The organism is Paractinoplanes aksuensis, from assembly GCF_024137025.1.
In the GTDB taxonomy this organism is placed as follows: domain Bacteria; phylum Actinomycetota; class Actinomycetes; order Mycobacteriales; family Micromonosporaceae; genus Actinoplanes; species Actinoplanes aksuensis.
Genome location: NZ_JAMYJR010000021.1, coordinates 140,644 through 156,290 on the forward strand (window position 1 = coordinate 140,644; position 15,647 = coordinate 156,290).

Genomic DNA, 15,647 nt, shown 5'->3' on the forward strand with positions numbered 1-15,647 from the left:
CCGCGTCGGCAGCGCGGAGGGCCCCATCTGTGTTTCCGGTCGGTCAGCCTTCGGTCGGAGCACCCGGCGCTGGGCGGCGACGGGTGGGCGGACGTTCCTGGTCGTCCTGGGCCGGCTCGACCGGGGCGGTGGCCGTGATCGGGCGACGGCGTCGCTGCGGGTTGCCGGCCAGCAGTTCGGCCGCTTCCTTCTGGTACGCGGCCAGCCACCCGGCCGGGGTGCCGCTGCTGGCCGGGATGGCGCCCGTGCTGGTCCGCACCGGCACGTCGGCGACCGGGCGGGCGGGTCGCGGCGCGGCCGGCTTGGTGGTGGCCCGGGTGGCTGCCTTGGCCGGGGTGGCCGGCTTGGCGGCGGCCCGGGTCCTGGCCGGAGTCGCCTTGGCCGCCGTCGTCTTGGCCGGAGCCGCCTTCGCGGCCTTCGCCGCCTTGACCGGCTTCTCGGGTTCGGCGGCGTCGGCCTTGGGCTTCGTGGCACGCGTACGGGTGGTCTTGGCCTTCGGCTTGGCCGTCTTCGCGGGCTCCTCGTCGAGGGTGTCCGCGGCCGGCTCCGAACCGACCTCGGCCGCGGCGGCCGCTCGAGCCGCCACCGTCTGCGCGGCCTTGCGCCACGCGGCCGGGGCCGGCCGTCCCGAAGCGCCGCCGGGCAGCCGCCCCAACAGCGACGAGGTGACGCCGCCTTCGGTCCGGCTCTGGGCCTGGGCCATGAGGTCCCGCTCCGACTCCGAGCGTCCCGCAGCCCGTCGGCCCGACGCCGCCTCCTTGGCCGCCGCGGGCCGCTCACCCTCGGCGTCGGCCTCCGCGTCGGAATCGCCGACCGCCGCCGACGACTTGGTCCGCTGGTGCGGCGAAGCAGCCGGGCGCCCCTGGGCCGAGTCCGCCTGCTCCGATCCTGAAGCCCGGTGCTCCGCGAAGTCCTCACTCGCGGACGACAAGTCGGCGGTCGGGCCACCGTCCGAAGATCCCGACGTCCAGCCGTCGGCGTCCCCGTCGTCCGGCGATCCGCTGTCGGCGGACGCCGCACCGGTCGAACCACCCTCGGTCGCGCCCGGAGCCCGGCCGTTCGCGGCACCGGCCGAGTTGACCCGGGGCGTTCCCGGCGTGCGGCCGTTCGCGTCGTCGCCGGCTGTGGGTGACCCCTGCGCTCGGCCGAGCGTGGCTCCGGCGCTGCCCGTGGAGGACGGGTTGTTGCCCATCGACTCGTCGATGTCGGCCGACGTGTCCGCGCGGGCCGAGGTCATGGGCTGGGCTGAGCCGTCCGTGGTGGCCGCACCGGAGACCCGGGCGCCCGGCGCGGCCGGCGCGGAAGCGGAGGCGCCGGCCGGGACGGGTCGGCCGGACCGGGCCGGTCCCGAACCCGTCGCGGCGGCGTCGCCGGCCGGCTGCCCCGAGGTCCCCGGACGCGCCGGCGACGGCACGATCGGCCGGCTCGGCGACGGCGGCCGCGGAACAGTCGGCCGGGGCGGGGCCGGCGCGGTCGTGGCCTGCGCAGCGCCCGATTCCCCGTCGCGTTCCTCAGCCGCGGCCGCCGAAGGAGCAGCCGAGCTTTCGAGGTTGTCCGCGTTCACAGAGCCGTTGACGCCGACCGGGTCAGCCGATGCGGCTCCCGAATCGGTCACGGCCGGAGCCGAGCCGACCGCGTCCGGCGTCGAGCCGGCAGCGTTCGTCACGCGCCCGCCGGGGCCGGCCGGGATCACCGCATCGACGTCGGCTGCGACCGTCTGACCCTGGGCGGGCTGCCCGGAACCCGGCACGGATCGGGTGTCGTCTCGACGGCCTGCGTCAGGGCTGCCGGGCTGAGCGCCCGCGGACCCGGCGGCCGCGGACCGAGCGGCTGCGGACCCGGCGGCCGCGGACCGGGCGGCCGCGGGCGAAGGGCGGGAAAGCCCGGCCGCCCAGCCGCGGTCGTTGTTGTTCACGGGCGCCGGGGGCACCGCATTCACTGCGGGGGCCGGGCGGCCACTGTTCGCGACGGGGATCGACCGGCCCGCCTCGGCCGCCGGGAACGGCCGGCCCGCATTGGCGGTGGGCGTAGCGGGGCGGGCGTCGGCCAGGGAGGTCTGCCGGCCGGCCCGGGCCGAGGCCGCGGAGTTCGGGGACGCGACCGGGTGGCCGGCGTCGGCCGTCCCGCGCCCGGCACCGTCGACCGGACGTTCAGAGACGCCCGCAGCGGGCTCCGAACCCGCAGCCGCACTCCCGAAAGAAGCGGCCGCAGGGCCCGAACCAGCAACAGCACCACCGGAGACATCCGCGGCCGAACGCTGCCCGTCGGAGGCAGTGCCCGCGGAACCCGAACCAGCAGCCCGCCCGTCGGGGGCGGCGGTCGCGGGGCCCGAACCAGCAGTCGCACGATCGGGAAGGTTCGCCGGGTCGGCGTGGTCGCCTGCGGGATCCACCTGGTTGATCGGCTCGTCGGCGGCGCGGCCGGGGCCGGGCACGGGGCGACCGGGGAACGCGGCCGGGCGGCCCGGGATGCCCGGACGGCGGCCCGTGCCCTCGCCACCAGGTGCCGAGCGGCGGCCCGTGCCGTCGCTGCCGGGAGCCTGGCGGCCCGGGGCAGCCTGCGGGGTCTGTGCTGCGCCGGGAGTCGGGCTGGGCAGGTGGGGTGCCGCGGACTCGTGGTCCGGGGACGGGCCGCGGCCGGTGGGTGACGGGCGGCCGGGGCGGCCTCCGGACGAGGAGCGACGGCTGGGGGCTTGGCGGGCGGCCGGAGCAGACTGACGCTCGGCGCGGGGCGGCTCGGTGCGGGGCATGCCCATCGCGGACCAGTCGGTGGCGTTCGGGCCGGTGACCATGGAGACCTTCTGGTTGGCCATCCGGGGGTCGCGCAGGTCGTAGTCCATGGCGTCCTCGCGGACGGCGCGGGCGTCGGCGGCGCCGGCCGCGTACGCGGCGGCCACGGCGTCGATCGGGTGGCCGACCTCGGCCGGGTCCTCGACGAACGTGCCGGGATCCGCAATGGAAGCCGTGCCGTGAGCCATATCGGCAGCCGGCGTGGACGCAGTCACGGCCGCGCCCGAGCCAGCGGCACCTGGGCCAGCGACACCCGAGCCGGCGGCAGTGGCACCCTGGCGGGCAGCACCAGCGGCAGCCGGGCCAGCAGCACCAGCGGGGCCAGCAACAGCCTGGGCCGCAGAAGCGCCCGAAGCGGCAGCGCCCGCCTGAGCAGCGCCCGCCTGAGCAGCGCCCGCCTGAGCAGCGCCCGCCTGAGCAGCGCCCGCCTGAGCAGCGCCCGCCTGGGCAGCGCCCGCCTGGGCGGCGCCCGCCTGGGCGGCAGGAACGCCGACGCCGGCAGCGGCAGCCGGCGCGGCAAAAGCGCCAGTTCCGTCAGCGGCGGCCTGCCTGCCGGCGGGCGCAGCGAGGTCGGCAGCGACGGGCGAGGCAGCACCACCGACCGCGGCGGCCGACGAGGTGGTGGCCGCGGGCACTGAGGCAGCACCGGCCGCGGCGGCCCGCGAGGCGGCGGCGGGCGACGTGGCCGACCGGGTTGCGGCCACGGGCGACGTGGCCGGCGAGACGGCAGCAGCCGCCGCGGACGCCGGCGAGGTGGCGGCCGCGGGCGAGGTGCCTGCGGATGAGGCAGCGGCGGGCGACGTGCCTGCGGATGAGGCAGCGGCGGGCAACGTGCCTGCGGATGAGCCGCGGGCGGGCGACGTGTCCGCGGATGAGGCAGCGGCGGGCGACGTGCCTGCGGATGAGGCGCCGGCGGGCGAGGTTGCGCCCAGCTTGGCGGCCCCGACGGCGGCGGCCGAAGAGGCGGCCGACGCCGCAGCGGCGGCCGAAGCGGCCTCGACCGCGGCCGATGCGGATGCCGCCCCGATCTCCGGGTCGACAGTTTCCGCGGGCATCGCCGTACGCGGGGAAGCGGGAGAGGCCGCCCCCGGCCGCTCGGCCCCGGCGGCGGCTCGCCGCCGGGCCGCCTCGGCCAGGCGGGCGGTGGCCTGGGCCTCGGTCTCACGGGCGCGCACCGGCGCCGTCTCGGCGACCCAGGCCTCGACCGCCGACGGCTGGAACATGGGGATGTCGCCGGGCACCGGCACCGGGCGCTTCGCCACGGGGCGACTCGCCGTCGGCGCGGCCGCGCCGAGGTATTCGAGCGGCTCTCCCGGGGCCGGCGGGCGGGCCGGGATGGCCGTGGCCGCCGCGTACTCGGCCGGGTCGGGCGGGATGCCGGGGGCCGCGGCGGGCGACGCGGTCGCGGTCAGGGCGGGCGTCGGCGGCCAGGCCAGGACGGCGGGCACGGGGCCGGGGCGGGCGTCGGCCAGCGAGCGCGGGCGGTGGGCGCCGACCGGCCGGTTGGTGGCGGGCAGGACGGGCATGGGGGCGCCGATGGCCCGCATCAGGTCGGGGACCTGGCTCGGCTCGACCACGTAGACGATCTCGCGGCGGCGGGTGGGCCAGGCCAGCACGACCAGGCCGACCATGACCAGCAGGGTGCCCAGCGTGAGCAGGCCCCAGGCGCTGGAGTTGAGCCAGCCGGGGCGTAGTTCGGCCGTGGCCCGCAGCTGCACGCCGGGGGTGGCGTCGGTGCTCATGACGACGAGGCTGTACGGGCCGCCGCGGACCTCGGACGGCGTCCACGAGATCTGGCCCGCGCTGCTCGACCTGGTCCAGAACGGCGCCTGGCCGGGTTGCAGGCGGGGCGCGGTGATGCCGGGGACGACGGTCGTGGCCACCGGCAGGGCGCCGGTGCCGATGTCGACCGTACGCACTGTGCTGTGTTGCACCCCGGCCAGGTATTCGCGGACGGCGTTGGTCGGCGCGAGGCCCAGGAAGGCCGCGCCCTTCTGCGTCTGGCCGAGCAGCCGTAGCTGGGTGTCGCCGAGCCGGGTGAACGGCGCGTCGGTGCGCAGCAGGCTGTCCACGTCCTCCACCACCAGGGCGTAGCCGGGTGTGGACAACTGTTGCAACCGGCCGCTGAACGCGCCACCGGCGTCGCGGTGTTGCATGGCGGCCCACAGGCCCGCGCCGGCCAGCAGCGACGGCAGACCGATGGTCAGCGCCAGCATCCCGAGGATGGTCCGGAACACCCGCATCGCTTCTCCCCCTCAAAGCTCAAGCGGTAACGGCCCCGACCATACAAGTCCAAATACCCCCAAAGTGGTCAAACAGTGGCCAACTCGCTGACAGTAGTGAAGGCTTACTTGATCGTGACGGTGGTGGACAGCGTCGACTGATCGATGTCGCTCGTGCGCGCGGTGACCTTGAACGTCCATTCACCCGCGGCCGGGAGCGCGATGTCGCCGATCGCGTGGAAGTCGGTGATCCGCAGCAGCGGGACCTCGATCGGCTCGATGCCCTTGGCCGTCAGCGCGGCCGTGGCGGTCCACTCGACCACGGTCAGCGGCTTGTTGTCGGGCGTGTAGGCGTACAGGTGAATGCTGTTGTTGCCGACCGTGGCCGGGAACACGTCGATCTGCAGGGCCATCTTGTTGTCGGTCAGCGTCTTCGACACGGTGGTCGAGGTGCCCGTGCTCTGCGAGGCCTCGGCCGTCCGCGCGGGCGGGATCTGCACCAGGGCCGAGGTGATGCCGAGGATAACGGCGGTGACCGCCAGTTCGGCCCACACCACCCGGCGCAGGCCCCTGGGCTCGGCCTCGCCCGCCTTCGAGCGCACCAGCCGCCGCGAGAAGAACGCCACGACCAGCACGATCGCGACCAGCCCGACCTTGGCCAGGATCAGGCGGCCGTACGTGGTGAAGAACAGCCCGTCCAGCGACGAGACCTCGATCAGCGCCTGCACGACGCCGGCCACGATCAGCGCCGCCACCGCCGTGGAGGCCCAGCGCGACCAGATCGGCAGGATCGCCCCGAGTTCCCGCTCGTCGGCCTGGCGCAGCAGGAAGCCGACCAGCATGACCAGGCCGCCCAGCCACACCGCCATGGCGGCCAGGTGGATCGCGTCGACCACCACCGACACCCCGGCCACCGGGGAGGCGGTCGGGTGCCCGGTCAGCGGCCAGGTGGCCAGCGCGGCCACGCCGAGCACGCCGAGCAGGGCCAGGTCGGTCTTGGAGTCGTTGCCCGAGCCCTTGAGCAGCGGCCGCAGCAGCAGGGCGGCGGCGCAGATGACGCCCAGCCGCACCAGCATGATCGCGCCGAAGGTGCTGCCCAGCACGTCGCGCAGGTCGCCCACCCGGACGTCGAAGAGCCCGGACCCGGTCGAGTAGGGGGCCTGGAGCCAGATCGCGAGCAGCGTGCTGAACGCGATCAGCCCGAGCCCGGTCCAGACCAGGCGGCCGGGCCCGCGGCGGCTGAGCCGGTGCGGCCAGAGCAGCGCGAGGACGAGCACCGGCCCGACCAGGAGCACCAGACCGGCGTACCCCAGGTATTTGCCGACCGGGATGAGCCCGCGCACGACGGGGTCGACCGTCTCGTCGTCGACGGTGGCCGTGGGCGGGGCCGAGGCGGCGCCCACCGAGTACGTGATGCTGCCGCCGACCGGGTGACTGTCGGCCGAGATGACCCGGTAGCTGACCAGGTAGGTGCCGCGGCCGCCGCCCGAGCGGAGCGGGATCGTGACGCTGCCGCCGTCGACGCTGGGCTCGCCCTGGTCGGCCCGGGAGCCGTCCGGGGCCAGCACCTGGATCTTGCCGTTGAGCAGCTGCACCGATTCGGTGAAGTTCAACGTGATCTTGTTGGGGGCGTCGGGCACGATCGTGCCGTTGGCCGGGTCGCTGTTGGCCAGCGCGGCGTGGGCGCTCGCGGGCAGGGCCGGGCCGACCAGAACGGCGAAGAACCCGATCAGGATGCCCGCCAGAGCCGCCAAACCCCGACAAAACCGGCGCCGATCAACAGTCATGCCCGACATGCTGCCCGATCCGGTCTACCGCTGCCCACTAGAGGTGGTCGGCGACGATGCGATCCGGACCGCGGTGCCCGCTGGACACGATCCGCAAACCCATGGGCGTACGATGACGGGCCATGGACGGCCTGGACGAAACGACCTCGCTCGCCCTCGCCGCCCGCGAGGGTGACGAAGCCGCTCTGGCGACGTTCGTGCGCGCCACCCAGGCCGAGGTCTGGCGGTTCACGGCGGCGCTGGTCGACCCGGGTGCGGCCGACGACCTGACCCAGGACACGTTCCTGCGCGCGTTCAAGGCCCTGCCCGCGTTCGAGGCCCGCTCGACCGCCCGCACCTGGCTGCTCGGCATCGCCCGGCGCACGTGTGCCGACCATCTGCGCACAGTGGTCCGCCGCCGCCGGCTCGACGCCCGCCTGGCCGCCGAGGCCTGGACGGCGACGCCCTCGCCCGACCCGGCGCACCGGCTCTCCACGGCCGATCTGCTCGACCGGCTCGGCGACGAGCGGCGTACGGCGTTCGTGCTGACCCAGGTCCTGGGCCTGTCGTACGCCGAGGCGGCCGAGATCGAGGACGTGCCGGTCGGCACGATCCGCTCGCGCGTGGCGCGGGCCCGGGACGAGCTGGTGACGGCCGTCTCGCAAGCCAGAGCGGTGTAGTCAGCCAATTCCCAGCGGAACCCCAGCACAATAAAGGGAACCGGCGGGACATTTGCTTCGACTAAACGGGCGTGACCATGGACTTGAGGCAGCAGCCGAACCGGCTCGCGGCGGCCTGGCCGTGGATCTCCACCCTCGCGCGTCTCGGCCTGGCGGCGGTCTTCCTGATCGCCGGCGGGCTCAAGGTGACCGACCTGGCCGCCTCGGCGCGCGCGGTGAACGCGTACGACCTGATGTCCTACGACACCGCCAAGGTGATCGGGGCCGTCCAGCCGTTCCTGGAGATCGCACTGGGCTTGCTGTTGCTGATCGGTATCGCCACCCGACTGAGCGCGATCATCGCGGCGGTGCTGATGGTGATCTTCATCGCCGGCATCATCTCGGCGTGGGCCCGCGGGCTGCAGATCGACTGTGGCTGCTTCAGCAAAGGCGGGGAACTGACCGGCGGACGCACCGCCCAGTACGGCCTGGACATCCTGCGTGACGTGGGCTTCCTGGCCCTGGCCGGCATCCTGATCTGGAAGCCGCGGTCGAAGTTCTCGCTCGACAGTGTCTTGTTGGGAGAGAGATGAGCAAGGGTAATCGGGGGCGCGACCGCTCGGCGGCCAAGCGGATCGTCGAACAGCAGAATGCGGCCGAGCGCCGCCGCCGGGTGACCATCTGGACGTCGGTCGGCGTGGTGGCCGTGCTGGTGATCGCCGGCCTGATCGGCTGGGGCGTCGTCGCCAACCAGGACAACTCCACCGCGAGTACGCCCAGTGTGGCCGTCGACGAGGGCACGGCGTTCGCGGTCGGGTCAGGGCCGGTGACGGTCGACATCTACGAGGACTTCATGTGCCCGATCTGCCACGAGTTCGAGAAGCAGACCGGCCCCACGATCGCCCAGATGGTGACCGACAAAAAGGTGACAGTGCGCTACCACCCGGTGTCCATCCTGGACCGCGCGTCGAACGGCACGAAGTACTCGACCCGCTCGGCCGGGGCCGCCGCGGCCGCTGCCGTCGACGGCAAGTTCCTCGAGTACCACAACGTGCTGTTCGAGAACCAGCCCGCCGAGGGCAGCGACGGGCTCGACGACGCCAAGCTGATCGAGCTGGGCAAGTCGGTCGGGCTGGGCGACTCGTTCGCCACGGCCGTCAACGACAAGACGTACGACTCCTGGGTCACCAAGTCCACCGAGACGTTCGCGTCGCGCGGCTACAACGGCACGCCGACGATCGTCGTCAACGGCAAGCAGGTGACCGGGCCCAACGAGACGCTGCCGACCACCGAGATCTTCACGCAGGCCGTCACGGCGGCCGCCGGGTGAGACGGTTCCTCCTGATCGTGGCGGTGGCCGGCGTGGTGCTCGCGCCGGCCGCCCCCGCGTTCGCCCACACCGGCGACATCCCGGGCGCCACGGCGTACCGGACGGCGGTGACCTCGGTCTCGGCGCCGGGGATCGAGGTGCGCGCGGTCGAGGCCGGGGCGCGGCTCGAACTGTCCAACCCCACGGGCCACCCGGTCGAGGTGCTCGGCTACGCGGGCGAGCCCTACCTCGAGATCCGGCCCGACGGCACGTGGCAGAACGTGAGCTCGCCGGCGGCGTACATCAACGAGACCGCGGCCGGTGAGGCAGTGCCCGCGTCGGCCGACGCGACCGCGCCGCCGACGTGGCGCAAGCTCTCCGACTCGACGACCGTGCGCTGGCACGACCAGCGGACCCAGTGGCTGAACCCGTCGAAGCCGCCGCAGTCGGTGGCCGACCCGTCGCGCAGCCACCGTCTGCGCGACTGGACCGTGCCGCTGCGGGTGCAGACCACGGTGTACGAGGTTCGCGGCACGCTCGACTGGGAGCCGCCGCCGGTGGCCTGGCTGTGGTGGGCCGGGGCGGGGCTGGCCGGTCTCGCGGCGGCCGCTCTGCTGCACCGGTGGCCGAGGTCCGTACGGGCGGTTGCTCTGGTCGCTGCTCTCGCTCCTCTGGCGTACGGGGTGATGAGTCTGCTCGACGGCACGACGCCCTCGCCCGTGCTTTTCCTGGCCGGGCTGATGGCCCTCGCCGCGGTCTACCGCCATCCGCCGTTCTTCCTGGCCCTCACCGGAGCCGTCGTGGCACTGTTCGCCGGCTTCAACGAGACCCGCGTGTTCTTCGCCTCGGTGGTGCCGACGACCGGCCCGGACTGGCTCGTGCGGCTGGCGGTCGCGCTGGCCCTGGGGGCCGGGGCCGGTCTGGCCGTGACCGGCCTCCTGCGGATGCGCTCCGCCGTGCCGGCCCCGGCCCCGGACGCCGTGGCTGTGTGACCCGGACGGCCTTTTCGCCGCCCTTGCGGGCAGGCGGTCTAGTCTCTTCGGCATGACTGAGACCGCTCGCCTCACCGCCGGCGACACCGCGCCCGAGTTCAGCCTGCCGACCGACAACGGCGACCGGCTCACCCTCAAGGACCTGCGCGGGCGCAAGGTCGTGCTGTACGCGTACCCGGCCGCGATGACCCCCGGCTGCACCACCCAGGCGTGTGACTTCCGCGACTCGCTGGGGTCGCTGCAGGCGGCCGGCTACGAGGTCGTCGGCATCTCGCCCGACGCCCCGGCCAAGCTGGCCAAGTTCCGCGAGCGCGACGCCATCACGTTCCCTCTCGTCAGCGACGAGGACAAAAGCGTGCTGCAGGCGTACGGCGCGTTCGGCGAGAAGAACAACTACGGCAAGACGGTCATGGGGGTCATCCGGTCGACCTTCGTGATCGACGAGAACGGCGTGATCGAGCGCGCCCTCTACAACGTCAAGGCCACCGGTCACGTCGCCAAGCTGCGTCGCGATCTTGGCATCGACTGAGCCTACGGTCTCTCCGGCGGCGGCCGATCTCTACGGCAGGACCCTCTGACGGTCTCTCAGACCACGGCGGCTGTCACGCGGCATGATCCGCGAGGCGGCCGCCGTGCCTTTACGTCTACACTCGGCTGGACGCGGGAGTGGCGTAATCGGCAGCCGCGCGGGTTTTAGGTGCCCGTGCCCGAAAGGGCGTGGGGGTTCAAGTCCCCCCTTCCGCACTCGTAATGATGGCGTCATGGCTATCGAGTTCGTCGTGGATCCGCCGCTGACCCCGCAGTTGCGGGCCGAGATCATCACGCTCTGGGTCGAGGTGACCAACGCGGGCGGGGCGGTCGGTTTTGTCGCGCCGGTTTCCCGTACGCAGGTCACGCCCGTCGCCGAGGCCGCCTTCGCGGGCGTCGAGTCGGGTGTCGACCACCTGCTGACCGGCTACGACGACGGTGAGCTGGTGGCCCTGCTGTTCGTGGTCAGCAACCGGTTCGACCTCAAGGACCACTGGCAGGTGCTCAAGCGCGTCATGGTCACCCCGAAGCGCCAGGGCCGGGGCTACGGCGCCGCCCTGATGCGCGAGGCCGAGCAGGTCGCTCGCGGCCTGGGGCTCGAGGCCCTGCAGGTCACCGTGCGCGGGGGCGCCGGCACCGAGAAGTTCTACGAACGGCTCGGCTACACCCAGGTCGGCCGGGTCCCGGGCGCGCTGCGGGTCGCCCCGGACGACGACCGCGACGAGTTTCTCTACTGGCTTCCGCTAGGAGCCTGACGGTCGGCTCCCCTACGGCCCTGACGGCCGGCTTCCCGCTGCGGCCTGGCCAAGCCGGCCGACCGCTTCTACCGCGGCCCGGACCGCAGCCGGCCGGGCGCGACGGGGAGGTCGCGTCCGGCCGGGTGCGGTGGGGACGGTCAGGAACAGCGGGGGGAATCGGCGGCCAGGTCGGCGTCGAGCGGGGCGGCCGGCTGAGTGACGGTGGGCGCCGCCGCGACGGTCGACTCGACCAGCGGGGCGGCCGTCGTCTTCGTCGGCTTCGGGGACGCCGTGGTCTTGGTGGGAGTCGGCTTGGGGGTCGCCTTCTTGGTGACGGCCTTCTTGGTCGCCTTGGCCTTCTCGGGCTGGACCTTGATGCTGCCGCCCAGCTTGGCCGTGGTCTTCTGGGTCTTCCCCACGGCCAGCTTGATGTTGCCGACGGTCACCGAATTCCCGTACACATCGGTGATCTTGACCTTGAACGGGCCGTTGCCGACGCCGCTGGGCAGGGTCCAGTAGTTGAAGTCCTCGCGCGACGCCGACTTGAAGCTGCCACCCTTGCCGGCGATCTTGACCGAGGCCAGCTGGTTGGAGTGGTTGTCGATCAGCACGCTCAGCCAGTACTGCGAAGAACCTTCCTTCACCCGTACGGAGATCGGCCCGGGAACGGCCGCGCCGGGCGCCGCCTTGTAGGTGATCGGGATGATCCCGGCCGACTGCGCGCCGATCTTCTTGAACGCGGTGAGGCTGAGGTCGAGGTGGCCGACCGGGCACTCCGGGCAGGAGTCGATGACCTTGACCCGGACCTTGCCCTTGGGCCCGGTGACGTCGATGTACGTGCCGCAGGCGGCGCCGTTCGAGTACTGGTTCTTCTGCCCGAGCGCCACGTAGAGGTCGTCGGCCGGCACGCTCGGGAAGGAGCAGTTGCCGAGCGTGCCCTCCATGAAGAAGTACGTCGCCTTGCCCTTGGCGGCCGCGGTGGACGGCGGGGCGGCGCAGGCCGAGCCGCTGTTCTGCAGCACGAGCGCCACTCCGAGGACGGCGGCGAGGACGCCGGCGCCACCGAGGGCGAGCCAGCGGGGCGAGAACAGACGAGAAGCGGTCACGGTCAGCGATCCTGCGCGGACGGCGAGCGCGGCGCCACTTTCCTAAGACACTCCTAAGACTCGGGTGGCCCGCTTCACCCGGTCGGGACCTCCACCGGGTCGCCGACGTGCAGTTCACCCGTTTCATCCGGAATAAGGTTGATAGCGAAGAGTAGGCCGCTTTCGAACCTGCGCCGCTGCCCCAGCATCCGCAGCGGCTGGCCGCCCTTCTCCCCCGTCTCCTGATCGATCGTGGTGACCAGGCAGCGCGAGCACTCCTTGGCGGCCCGGAACGTCATCGCGCCGATCCGCAGCCGCCCGCCGAGCCAGTCGTCCTCGGCCCACGGCTCGGCCCCGCCGACCACCAGGTTGGGCCGGAACCGGGTCATCGGCACCGGATCGTCCCCGGCCTCGACCAGCCAGTCGTTGAGCGCCGAGAGCGACGCCTCGTTGGCCAGCAGCACGGGGAAGCCGTCGGCGAAGCTCACGTGGTCGTCCGGCCGGGCGTGGGACTCGATCGCCCGCCCGGCCGGGTCGGCCTGCCACACGAGCCGCGCGTCGCGCCCGAGAAACCGGCTGCTCCACTCCTTCTCGGCCACGCGGGCGGGCACGGCCGGCTTGCGGCGGAACACGCGCACGTACTCCTCGGGCCCGTCGACGGGCTCGTCGATCGCCAGGGGCGGCAGGCCGGGCGCCTCGAGCAGCAGACCACCGGGCCGGGGCGTGACGGTGAGTCGGGTCAGCACCGAGGTGTCGCGCTGAGTGATCGCGACCCCCTCGGCGTCGACCATCGCCCACCGGCGGTCGCCGGCCAGCCCCCACGGCTCGACCCGGGCGGTGTCGTGCTCGACGCGATGACACCCCTTGACCGGGTGCGAGTAGAGGGCCGTGATGCGCATTACTCCAGCCTGCCACGCCGCAGGTCACTCGATTGTCCTTGCCGCTTGATACGCATGACTGGGCTTTACCTATACCCCTAGGGGGTATAGGTTCGGACGACGGAGGTGGTCCGCCATGACCGAGACACACCAGCACCACGACCAGATGCACGCCGGCCACGGCGGCCATGCCGGGCATGATCCGGCGATCTTCCGGCGCAAGTTCTGGCTGAGCCTCGTGCTGACGATCCCGATCGTGGTCAGCAGCGAGATGGTCATGGAGTGGTTCGGCTACTCGCTCGACTTCCCCGGCATCGACTGGGCCGGGCCGGTGCTGGGCACCTTCGTCTTCTTCTACGGTGGGTGGCCGTTCCTCGCCGGCGCGGTCGGTGAGGTCCGCACCCGCGCGCCCGGCATGATGCTGCTCATCGCGATGGCGATCACCGTCGCCTACGCCGCCTCGCTGGCCACCAGCGCCGGGCTGTTCGAGCTGGACTTCTGGTGGGAGCTGGCCGCCCTGGTCACGATCATGCTGCTCGGGCACTGGCAGGAGATGAAGGCGATCGGCCAGGCCCAGGGCGCGCTGTCGGCACTGGCCGCGCTGCTGCCGGACGAGGCCACGCTCGTCCGGGAGGACGGCACGACCACGGACGTGCCGGTCGCGACGCTGATGATCGGCGACCGGGTGCTCGTCCGCTCCGGCGCCCGCGTCCCGGCCGACGGGCGGATCGTCGCGGGCACGGCCGAGATGGACGAATCGATGATCACCGGAGAGTCCCGGCCGGTTTCCCGTACGACCGGGGACCGTGTCGTGGCGGGCACGGTGGCCACCGACTCGGCCGTCCGGATCGACGTCGACGCCGTGGGTGAGAACACCGCCCTGGCCGGGATCGGCCGCCTGGTCGCGCAGGCCCAGGCGTCCAGCGGCCGGGCCCAGGTGCTGGCCGACCGCTTCGCCGCCTGGCTGTTCTACGTGGCCGCGGCGGCCGGGCTGATCACCTTCGTGACGTGGTGGACGCTGGGCAGCCTCGACCAGTCCGTCGTCCGCACGGTGACAGTGCTGGTCATCGCCTGCCCGCACGCCCTCGGCCTGGCCATCCCGCTGGTCATCGCCCTGTCCACGGCCCTCTCGGCGAAAGCCGGCATCCTGGTCAAGGACCGGCTCGCGCTCGAGCGGATGCGTACGGTGAACGCGGTTCTCTTCGACAAGACCGGCACCCTGACCAAGGGCGCACATACGGTCACCGGCCTGGCCGGCACGGGCGGTCATACGGCGGACGAGGTGCTGCGCCTGGCCGCCGCCGTCGAGAGCGACAGCGAGCACCCGCTGGCCAAGGCTCTGGTTACTGTGGCCCGGGAGCGCAACCTGACCACCACGGCGAGCAACTTCCAATCCCTGACCGGCCGCGGCGTCCAGGCCCAGGTCGACGGCCGCTGGTACGCCGTAGGCGGCCCGGCCCTGCTCCGCGAACTAGCCGCCGCGCCCGGCGCCACGAACGATCCCGGCCGACCGGCCGCAGGCGGGTCAGCGGCGGACGCTCGGACACTGCATGGGCTCATCCCGGCCGACTTGGCCGTGGAGGCCAAGGCCTGGTCCGACCGGGGGGCCGCCGTGCTCCATCTGGTACGGCTGACGGACGACCGCCCCGAGGTGATCGGCGCGTTCGCGCTCGAGGACGAGATCCGCCCCGAGGCCCGGCAGGCGATCCAGCAGTTGCGCGCCCACGGCGTACGGAAACTGGTCTTGATCACCGGCGACGCCCGCCCGGTGGCCGAGGCGGTGGCGGCCGACCTCGGCCTGGACGAGGTCTTCGCCGAAGTGTTGCCGGCCGACAAGGACAAGGCGGTGGCCGACCTGCAACAGCGGGGCCTCACGGTGGCGATGGTGGGCGACGGCGTGAACGACGCCCCCGCACTGGCCCGGGCCGACGTCGGCCTGGCCATCGGCGCCGGCACCGACGTGGCCATCGAGTCGGCCGGCGTGGTGCTGGCCTCCTCCGACCCGCGCGCCGTGACCAGCGTGATCAAGCTGTCCCGGGCCTCGTACCGCAAGATGATCCAGAACCTGGCCTGGGCGGCCGGCTACAACGTCCTCGCCATCCCGCTCGCCGCCGGCGTCCTGGCCTGGACCGGTTTCACGCTGAGCCCCGCCGTCGGCGCCATCATGATGAGCGCGTCCACGATCGTCGTGGCCCTCAACGCCCAGCTCCTGCGCCGGGTTCGCCTCGCCCCCGAGGATCAATAGCCCTTACGGCATCTGAGAGGGGAGATACGTGGTCTCGCCGGAGGCGCTGCGGGCGACGACGGTGAACTCGTCGGTGCGGGCGGTCGGCATCGCGGTCCACGACGCCACCGCCTTCTCCGCCGCCCCCGGCACCAGCGCCGGCACGACCACCGCGCCGACCACCCCGGCCGCCACGGTGATGGCCCCGGCCGTGATCCAGCGCCGGCGCACCGACGAGGTCGCGGCCCGGCCGGCCATCGTGCGCTCGACGAAGTTCCGCTGTTGCGGGGTCAACACGCTGAGAAGCTCATCCCTCGTCAGCGGATCCTCCAGGCAGCCCGCGACTTCGTCCCCGGGGCGCTCGAAAACACCCGCCTGATACTCAGCCTCGCCGGTCAGCCGACGGTTCTCCTTACGCGACAACCTTGTCGGCGTCCACGTGCCGTCTGCCCTCCCCT

15 protein-coding genes and 1 tRNA gene are annotated in these 15,647 nt (G+C 73.2%); 11 read left to right on the forward strand and 5 right to left on the reverse strand.

What is annotated here, in order from left to right:
* Window positions 1-43: 43 nt before the first annotated feature.
* Window positions 44-2,977: a hypothetical protein gene (locus tag M1L60_RS48285; protein WP_369077237.1), complete on the reverse strand. Its 2,934-nt coding sequence runs from the start codon at window positions 2,975-2,977 to the stop codon at window positions 44-46.
* On the opposite strand from M1L60_RS48285, the gene M1L60_RS48290 reads away from it, so the two are divergent.
* From M1L60_RS48290 to M1L60_RS48300, 3 genes are all read left to right on the forward strand, one after another.
* Entirely contained in the window at window positions 2,969-3,427 is a 459-nt protein-coding gene (locus tag M1L60_RS48290; RefSeq protein WP_369077238.1) for a pentapeptide repeat-containing protein, read from the forward strand. The two genes, M1L60_RS48285 and M1L60_RS48290, sit on opposite strands and share 9 nt — an antisense overlap.
* Complete coding sequence (locus M1L60_RS48295; protein ID WP_369077239.1) at window positions 3,411-4,370, forward strand: hypothetical protein; 960 nt, start codon at window positions 3,411-3,413, stop codon at window positions 4,368-4,370. The genes M1L60_RS48290 and M1L60_RS48295 overlap by 17 nt, the downstream gene beginning before the upstream one ends.
* A gap of 69 nt (window positions 4,371-4,439) precedes the next feature.
* A complete protein-coding gene (locus M1L60_RS48300; protein ID WP_369077240.1) occupies window positions 4,440-4,883 on the forward strand; it encodes a hypothetical protein in 444 nt (147 codons plus the stop codon).
* 253 nt (window positions 4,884-5,136) lie between these two features.
* Here the strand turns inward: M1L60_RS48300 and M1L60_RS19790 are convergent, their stop codons facing one another.
* Entirely contained in the window at window positions 5,137-6,807 is a 1,671-nt protein-coding gene (locus tag M1L60_RS19790; RefSeq protein ID WP_253238929.1) for a copper resistance CopC/CopD family protein, read from the reverse strand.
* A 113-nt stretch (window positions 6,808-6,920) separates the two neighbouring features.
* Here M1L60_RS19790 and M1L60_RS19795 point away from each other — a divergent pair, with 113 nt between their 5' ends.
* The 7 genes from M1L60_RS19795 to M1L60_RS19825 all read left to right on the forward strand — a co-directional run bounded on the left by M1L60_RS19795 (window position 6,921) and on the right by M1L60_RS19825 (window position 11,020).
* Window positions 6,921-7,457 (forward strand): sigma-70 family RNA polymerase sigma factor, encoded by a 537-nt coding sequence (locus M1L60_RS19795; RefSeq protein WP_253238930.1) that lies wholly within the window; start codon window positions 6,921-6,923, stop codon window positions 7,455-7,457.
* A gap of 77 nt (window positions 7,458-7,534) precedes the next feature.
* On the forward strand, window positions 7,535-8,029 hold the full coding sequence (locus tag M1L60_RS19800) for a MauE/DoxX family redox-associated membrane protein (RefSeq protein WP_253239078.1): 495 nt from the start codon (window positions 7,535-7,537) through the stop codon (window positions 8,027-8,029).
* Window positions 8,026-8,766 (forward strand): DsbA family protein, encoded by a 741-nt coding sequence (locus M1L60_RS19805; RefSeq protein ID WP_253238931.1) that lies wholly within the window; start codon window positions 8,026-8,028, stop codon window positions 8,764-8,766. Before M1L60_RS19800 ends, M1L60_RS19805 begins: the two co-directional genes overlap by 4 nt.
* Window positions 8,763-9,737 carry a hypothetical protein gene (locus M1L60_RS19810; RefSeq protein WP_253238932.1) on the forward strand — a complete coding sequence of 325 codons (975 nt, stop codon included), beginning with the start codon at window positions 8,763-8,765 and terminating at the stop codon, window positions 9,735-9,737. The genes M1L60_RS19805 and M1L60_RS19810 overlap by 4 nt, the downstream gene beginning before the upstream one ends.
* 52 nt (window positions 9,738-9,789) lie before the next feature.
* Entirely contained in the window at window positions 9,790-10,266 is a 477-nt protein-coding gene (gene bcp, locus M1L60_RS19815; protein WP_253238933.1) for a thioredoxin-dependent thiol peroxidase, read from the forward strand.
* Window positions 10,267-10,397: 131 nt separating this feature from the next.
* Window positions 10,398-10,481: transfer RNA gene (locus tag M1L60_RS19820), tRNA-Leu, on the forward strand.
* A gap of 17 nt (window positions 10,482-10,498) precedes the next feature.
* Window positions 10,499-11,020: a GNAT family N-acetyltransferase gene (locus M1L60_RS19825; protein WP_253238934.1), complete on the forward strand. Its 522-nt coding sequence runs from the start codon at window positions 10,499-10,501 to the stop codon at window positions 11,018-11,020.
* Between the two features lie 140 nt (window positions 11,021-11,160).
* On the opposite strand, the gene M1L60_RS19830 is transcribed toward M1L60_RS19825, so the two are convergent.
* Both M1L60_RS19830 and M1L60_RS19835 read right to left on the reverse strand, forming a co-directional pair.
* Window positions 11,161-12,108 (reverse strand): expansin EXLX1 family cellulose-binding protein, encoded by a 948-nt coding sequence (locus M1L60_RS19830; protein WP_253238935.1) that lies wholly within the window; start codon window positions 12,106-12,108, stop codon window positions 11,161-11,163.
* A gap of 74 nt (window positions 12,109-12,182) precedes the next feature.
* Window positions 12,183-12,986, reverse strand: a complete 804-nt coding sequence (locus M1L60_RS19835) for an MOSC domain-containing protein (RefSeq protein ID WP_253238936.1) — start codon at window positions 12,984-12,986, stop codon at window positions 12,183-12,185.
* Between the two features lie 115 nt (window positions 12,987-13,101).
* Here M1L60_RS19835 and M1L60_RS19840 point away from each other — a divergent pair, with 115 nt between their 5' ends.
* On the forward strand, window positions 13,102-15,210 hold the full coding sequence (locus M1L60_RS19840; RefSeq protein WP_253238937.1) for a heavy metal translocating P-type ATPase: 2,109 nt from the start codon (window positions 13,102-13,104) through the stop codon (window positions 15,208-15,210).
* Window positions 15,211-15,213: 3 nt separating this feature from the next.
* On the opposite strand, the gene M1L60_RS19845 is transcribed toward M1L60_RS19840, so the two are convergent.
* On the reverse strand, window positions 15,214-15,486 hold the full coding sequence (locus tag M1L60_RS19845; RefSeq protein ID WP_253238938.1) for a hypothetical protein: 273 nt from the start codon (window positions 15,484-15,486) through the stop codon (window positions 15,214-15,216).
* Window positions 15,487-15,647: the final 161 nt, after the last annotated feature.

Excerpts from the sequence above, each read along its gene's own strand:
- M1L60_RS48285 (WP_369077237.1), bottom strand. The coding sequence starts at position 2,977 with ATGGCTCACGGCACGGCTTCCATTGCGGATCCCGGCACGTTCGTCGAG.
- M1L60_RS19790 (WP_253238929.1), bottom strand. The coding sequence starts at position 6,807 with ATGTCGGGCATGACTGTTGATCGGCGCCGGTTTTGTCGGGGTTTGGCG.
- M1L60_RS19795 (WP_253238930.1), top strand. The coding sequence starts at position 6,921 with ATGGACGGCCTGGACGAAACGACCTCGCTCGCCCTCGCCGCCCGCGAG.
- M1L60_RS19800 (WP_253239078.1), top strand. The coding sequence starts at position 7,535 with ATGGACTTGAGGCAGCAGCCGAACCGGCTCGCGGCGGCCTGGCCGTGG.
- M1L60_RS19805 (WP_253238931.1), top strand. The coding sequence starts at position 8,026 with ATGAGCAAGGGTAATCGGGGGCGCGACCGCTCGGCGGCCAAGCGGATC.
- bcp (WP_253238933.1), top strand. The coding sequence starts at position 9,790 with ATGACTGAGACCGCTCGCCTCACCGCCGGCGACACCGCGCCCGAGTTC.
- M1L60_RS19825 (WP_253238934.1), top strand. The coding sequence starts at position 10,499 with ATGGCTATCGAGTTCGTCGTGGATCCGCCGCTGACCCCGCAGTTGCGG.
- M1L60_RS19835 (WP_253238936.1), bottom strand. The coding sequence starts at position 12,986 with ATGCGCATCACGGCCCTCTACTCGCACCCGGTCAAGGGGTGTCATCGC.
- M1L60_RS19840 (WP_253238937.1), top strand. The coding sequence starts at position 13,102 with ATGACCGAGACACACCAGCACCACGACCAGATGCACGCCGGCCACGGC.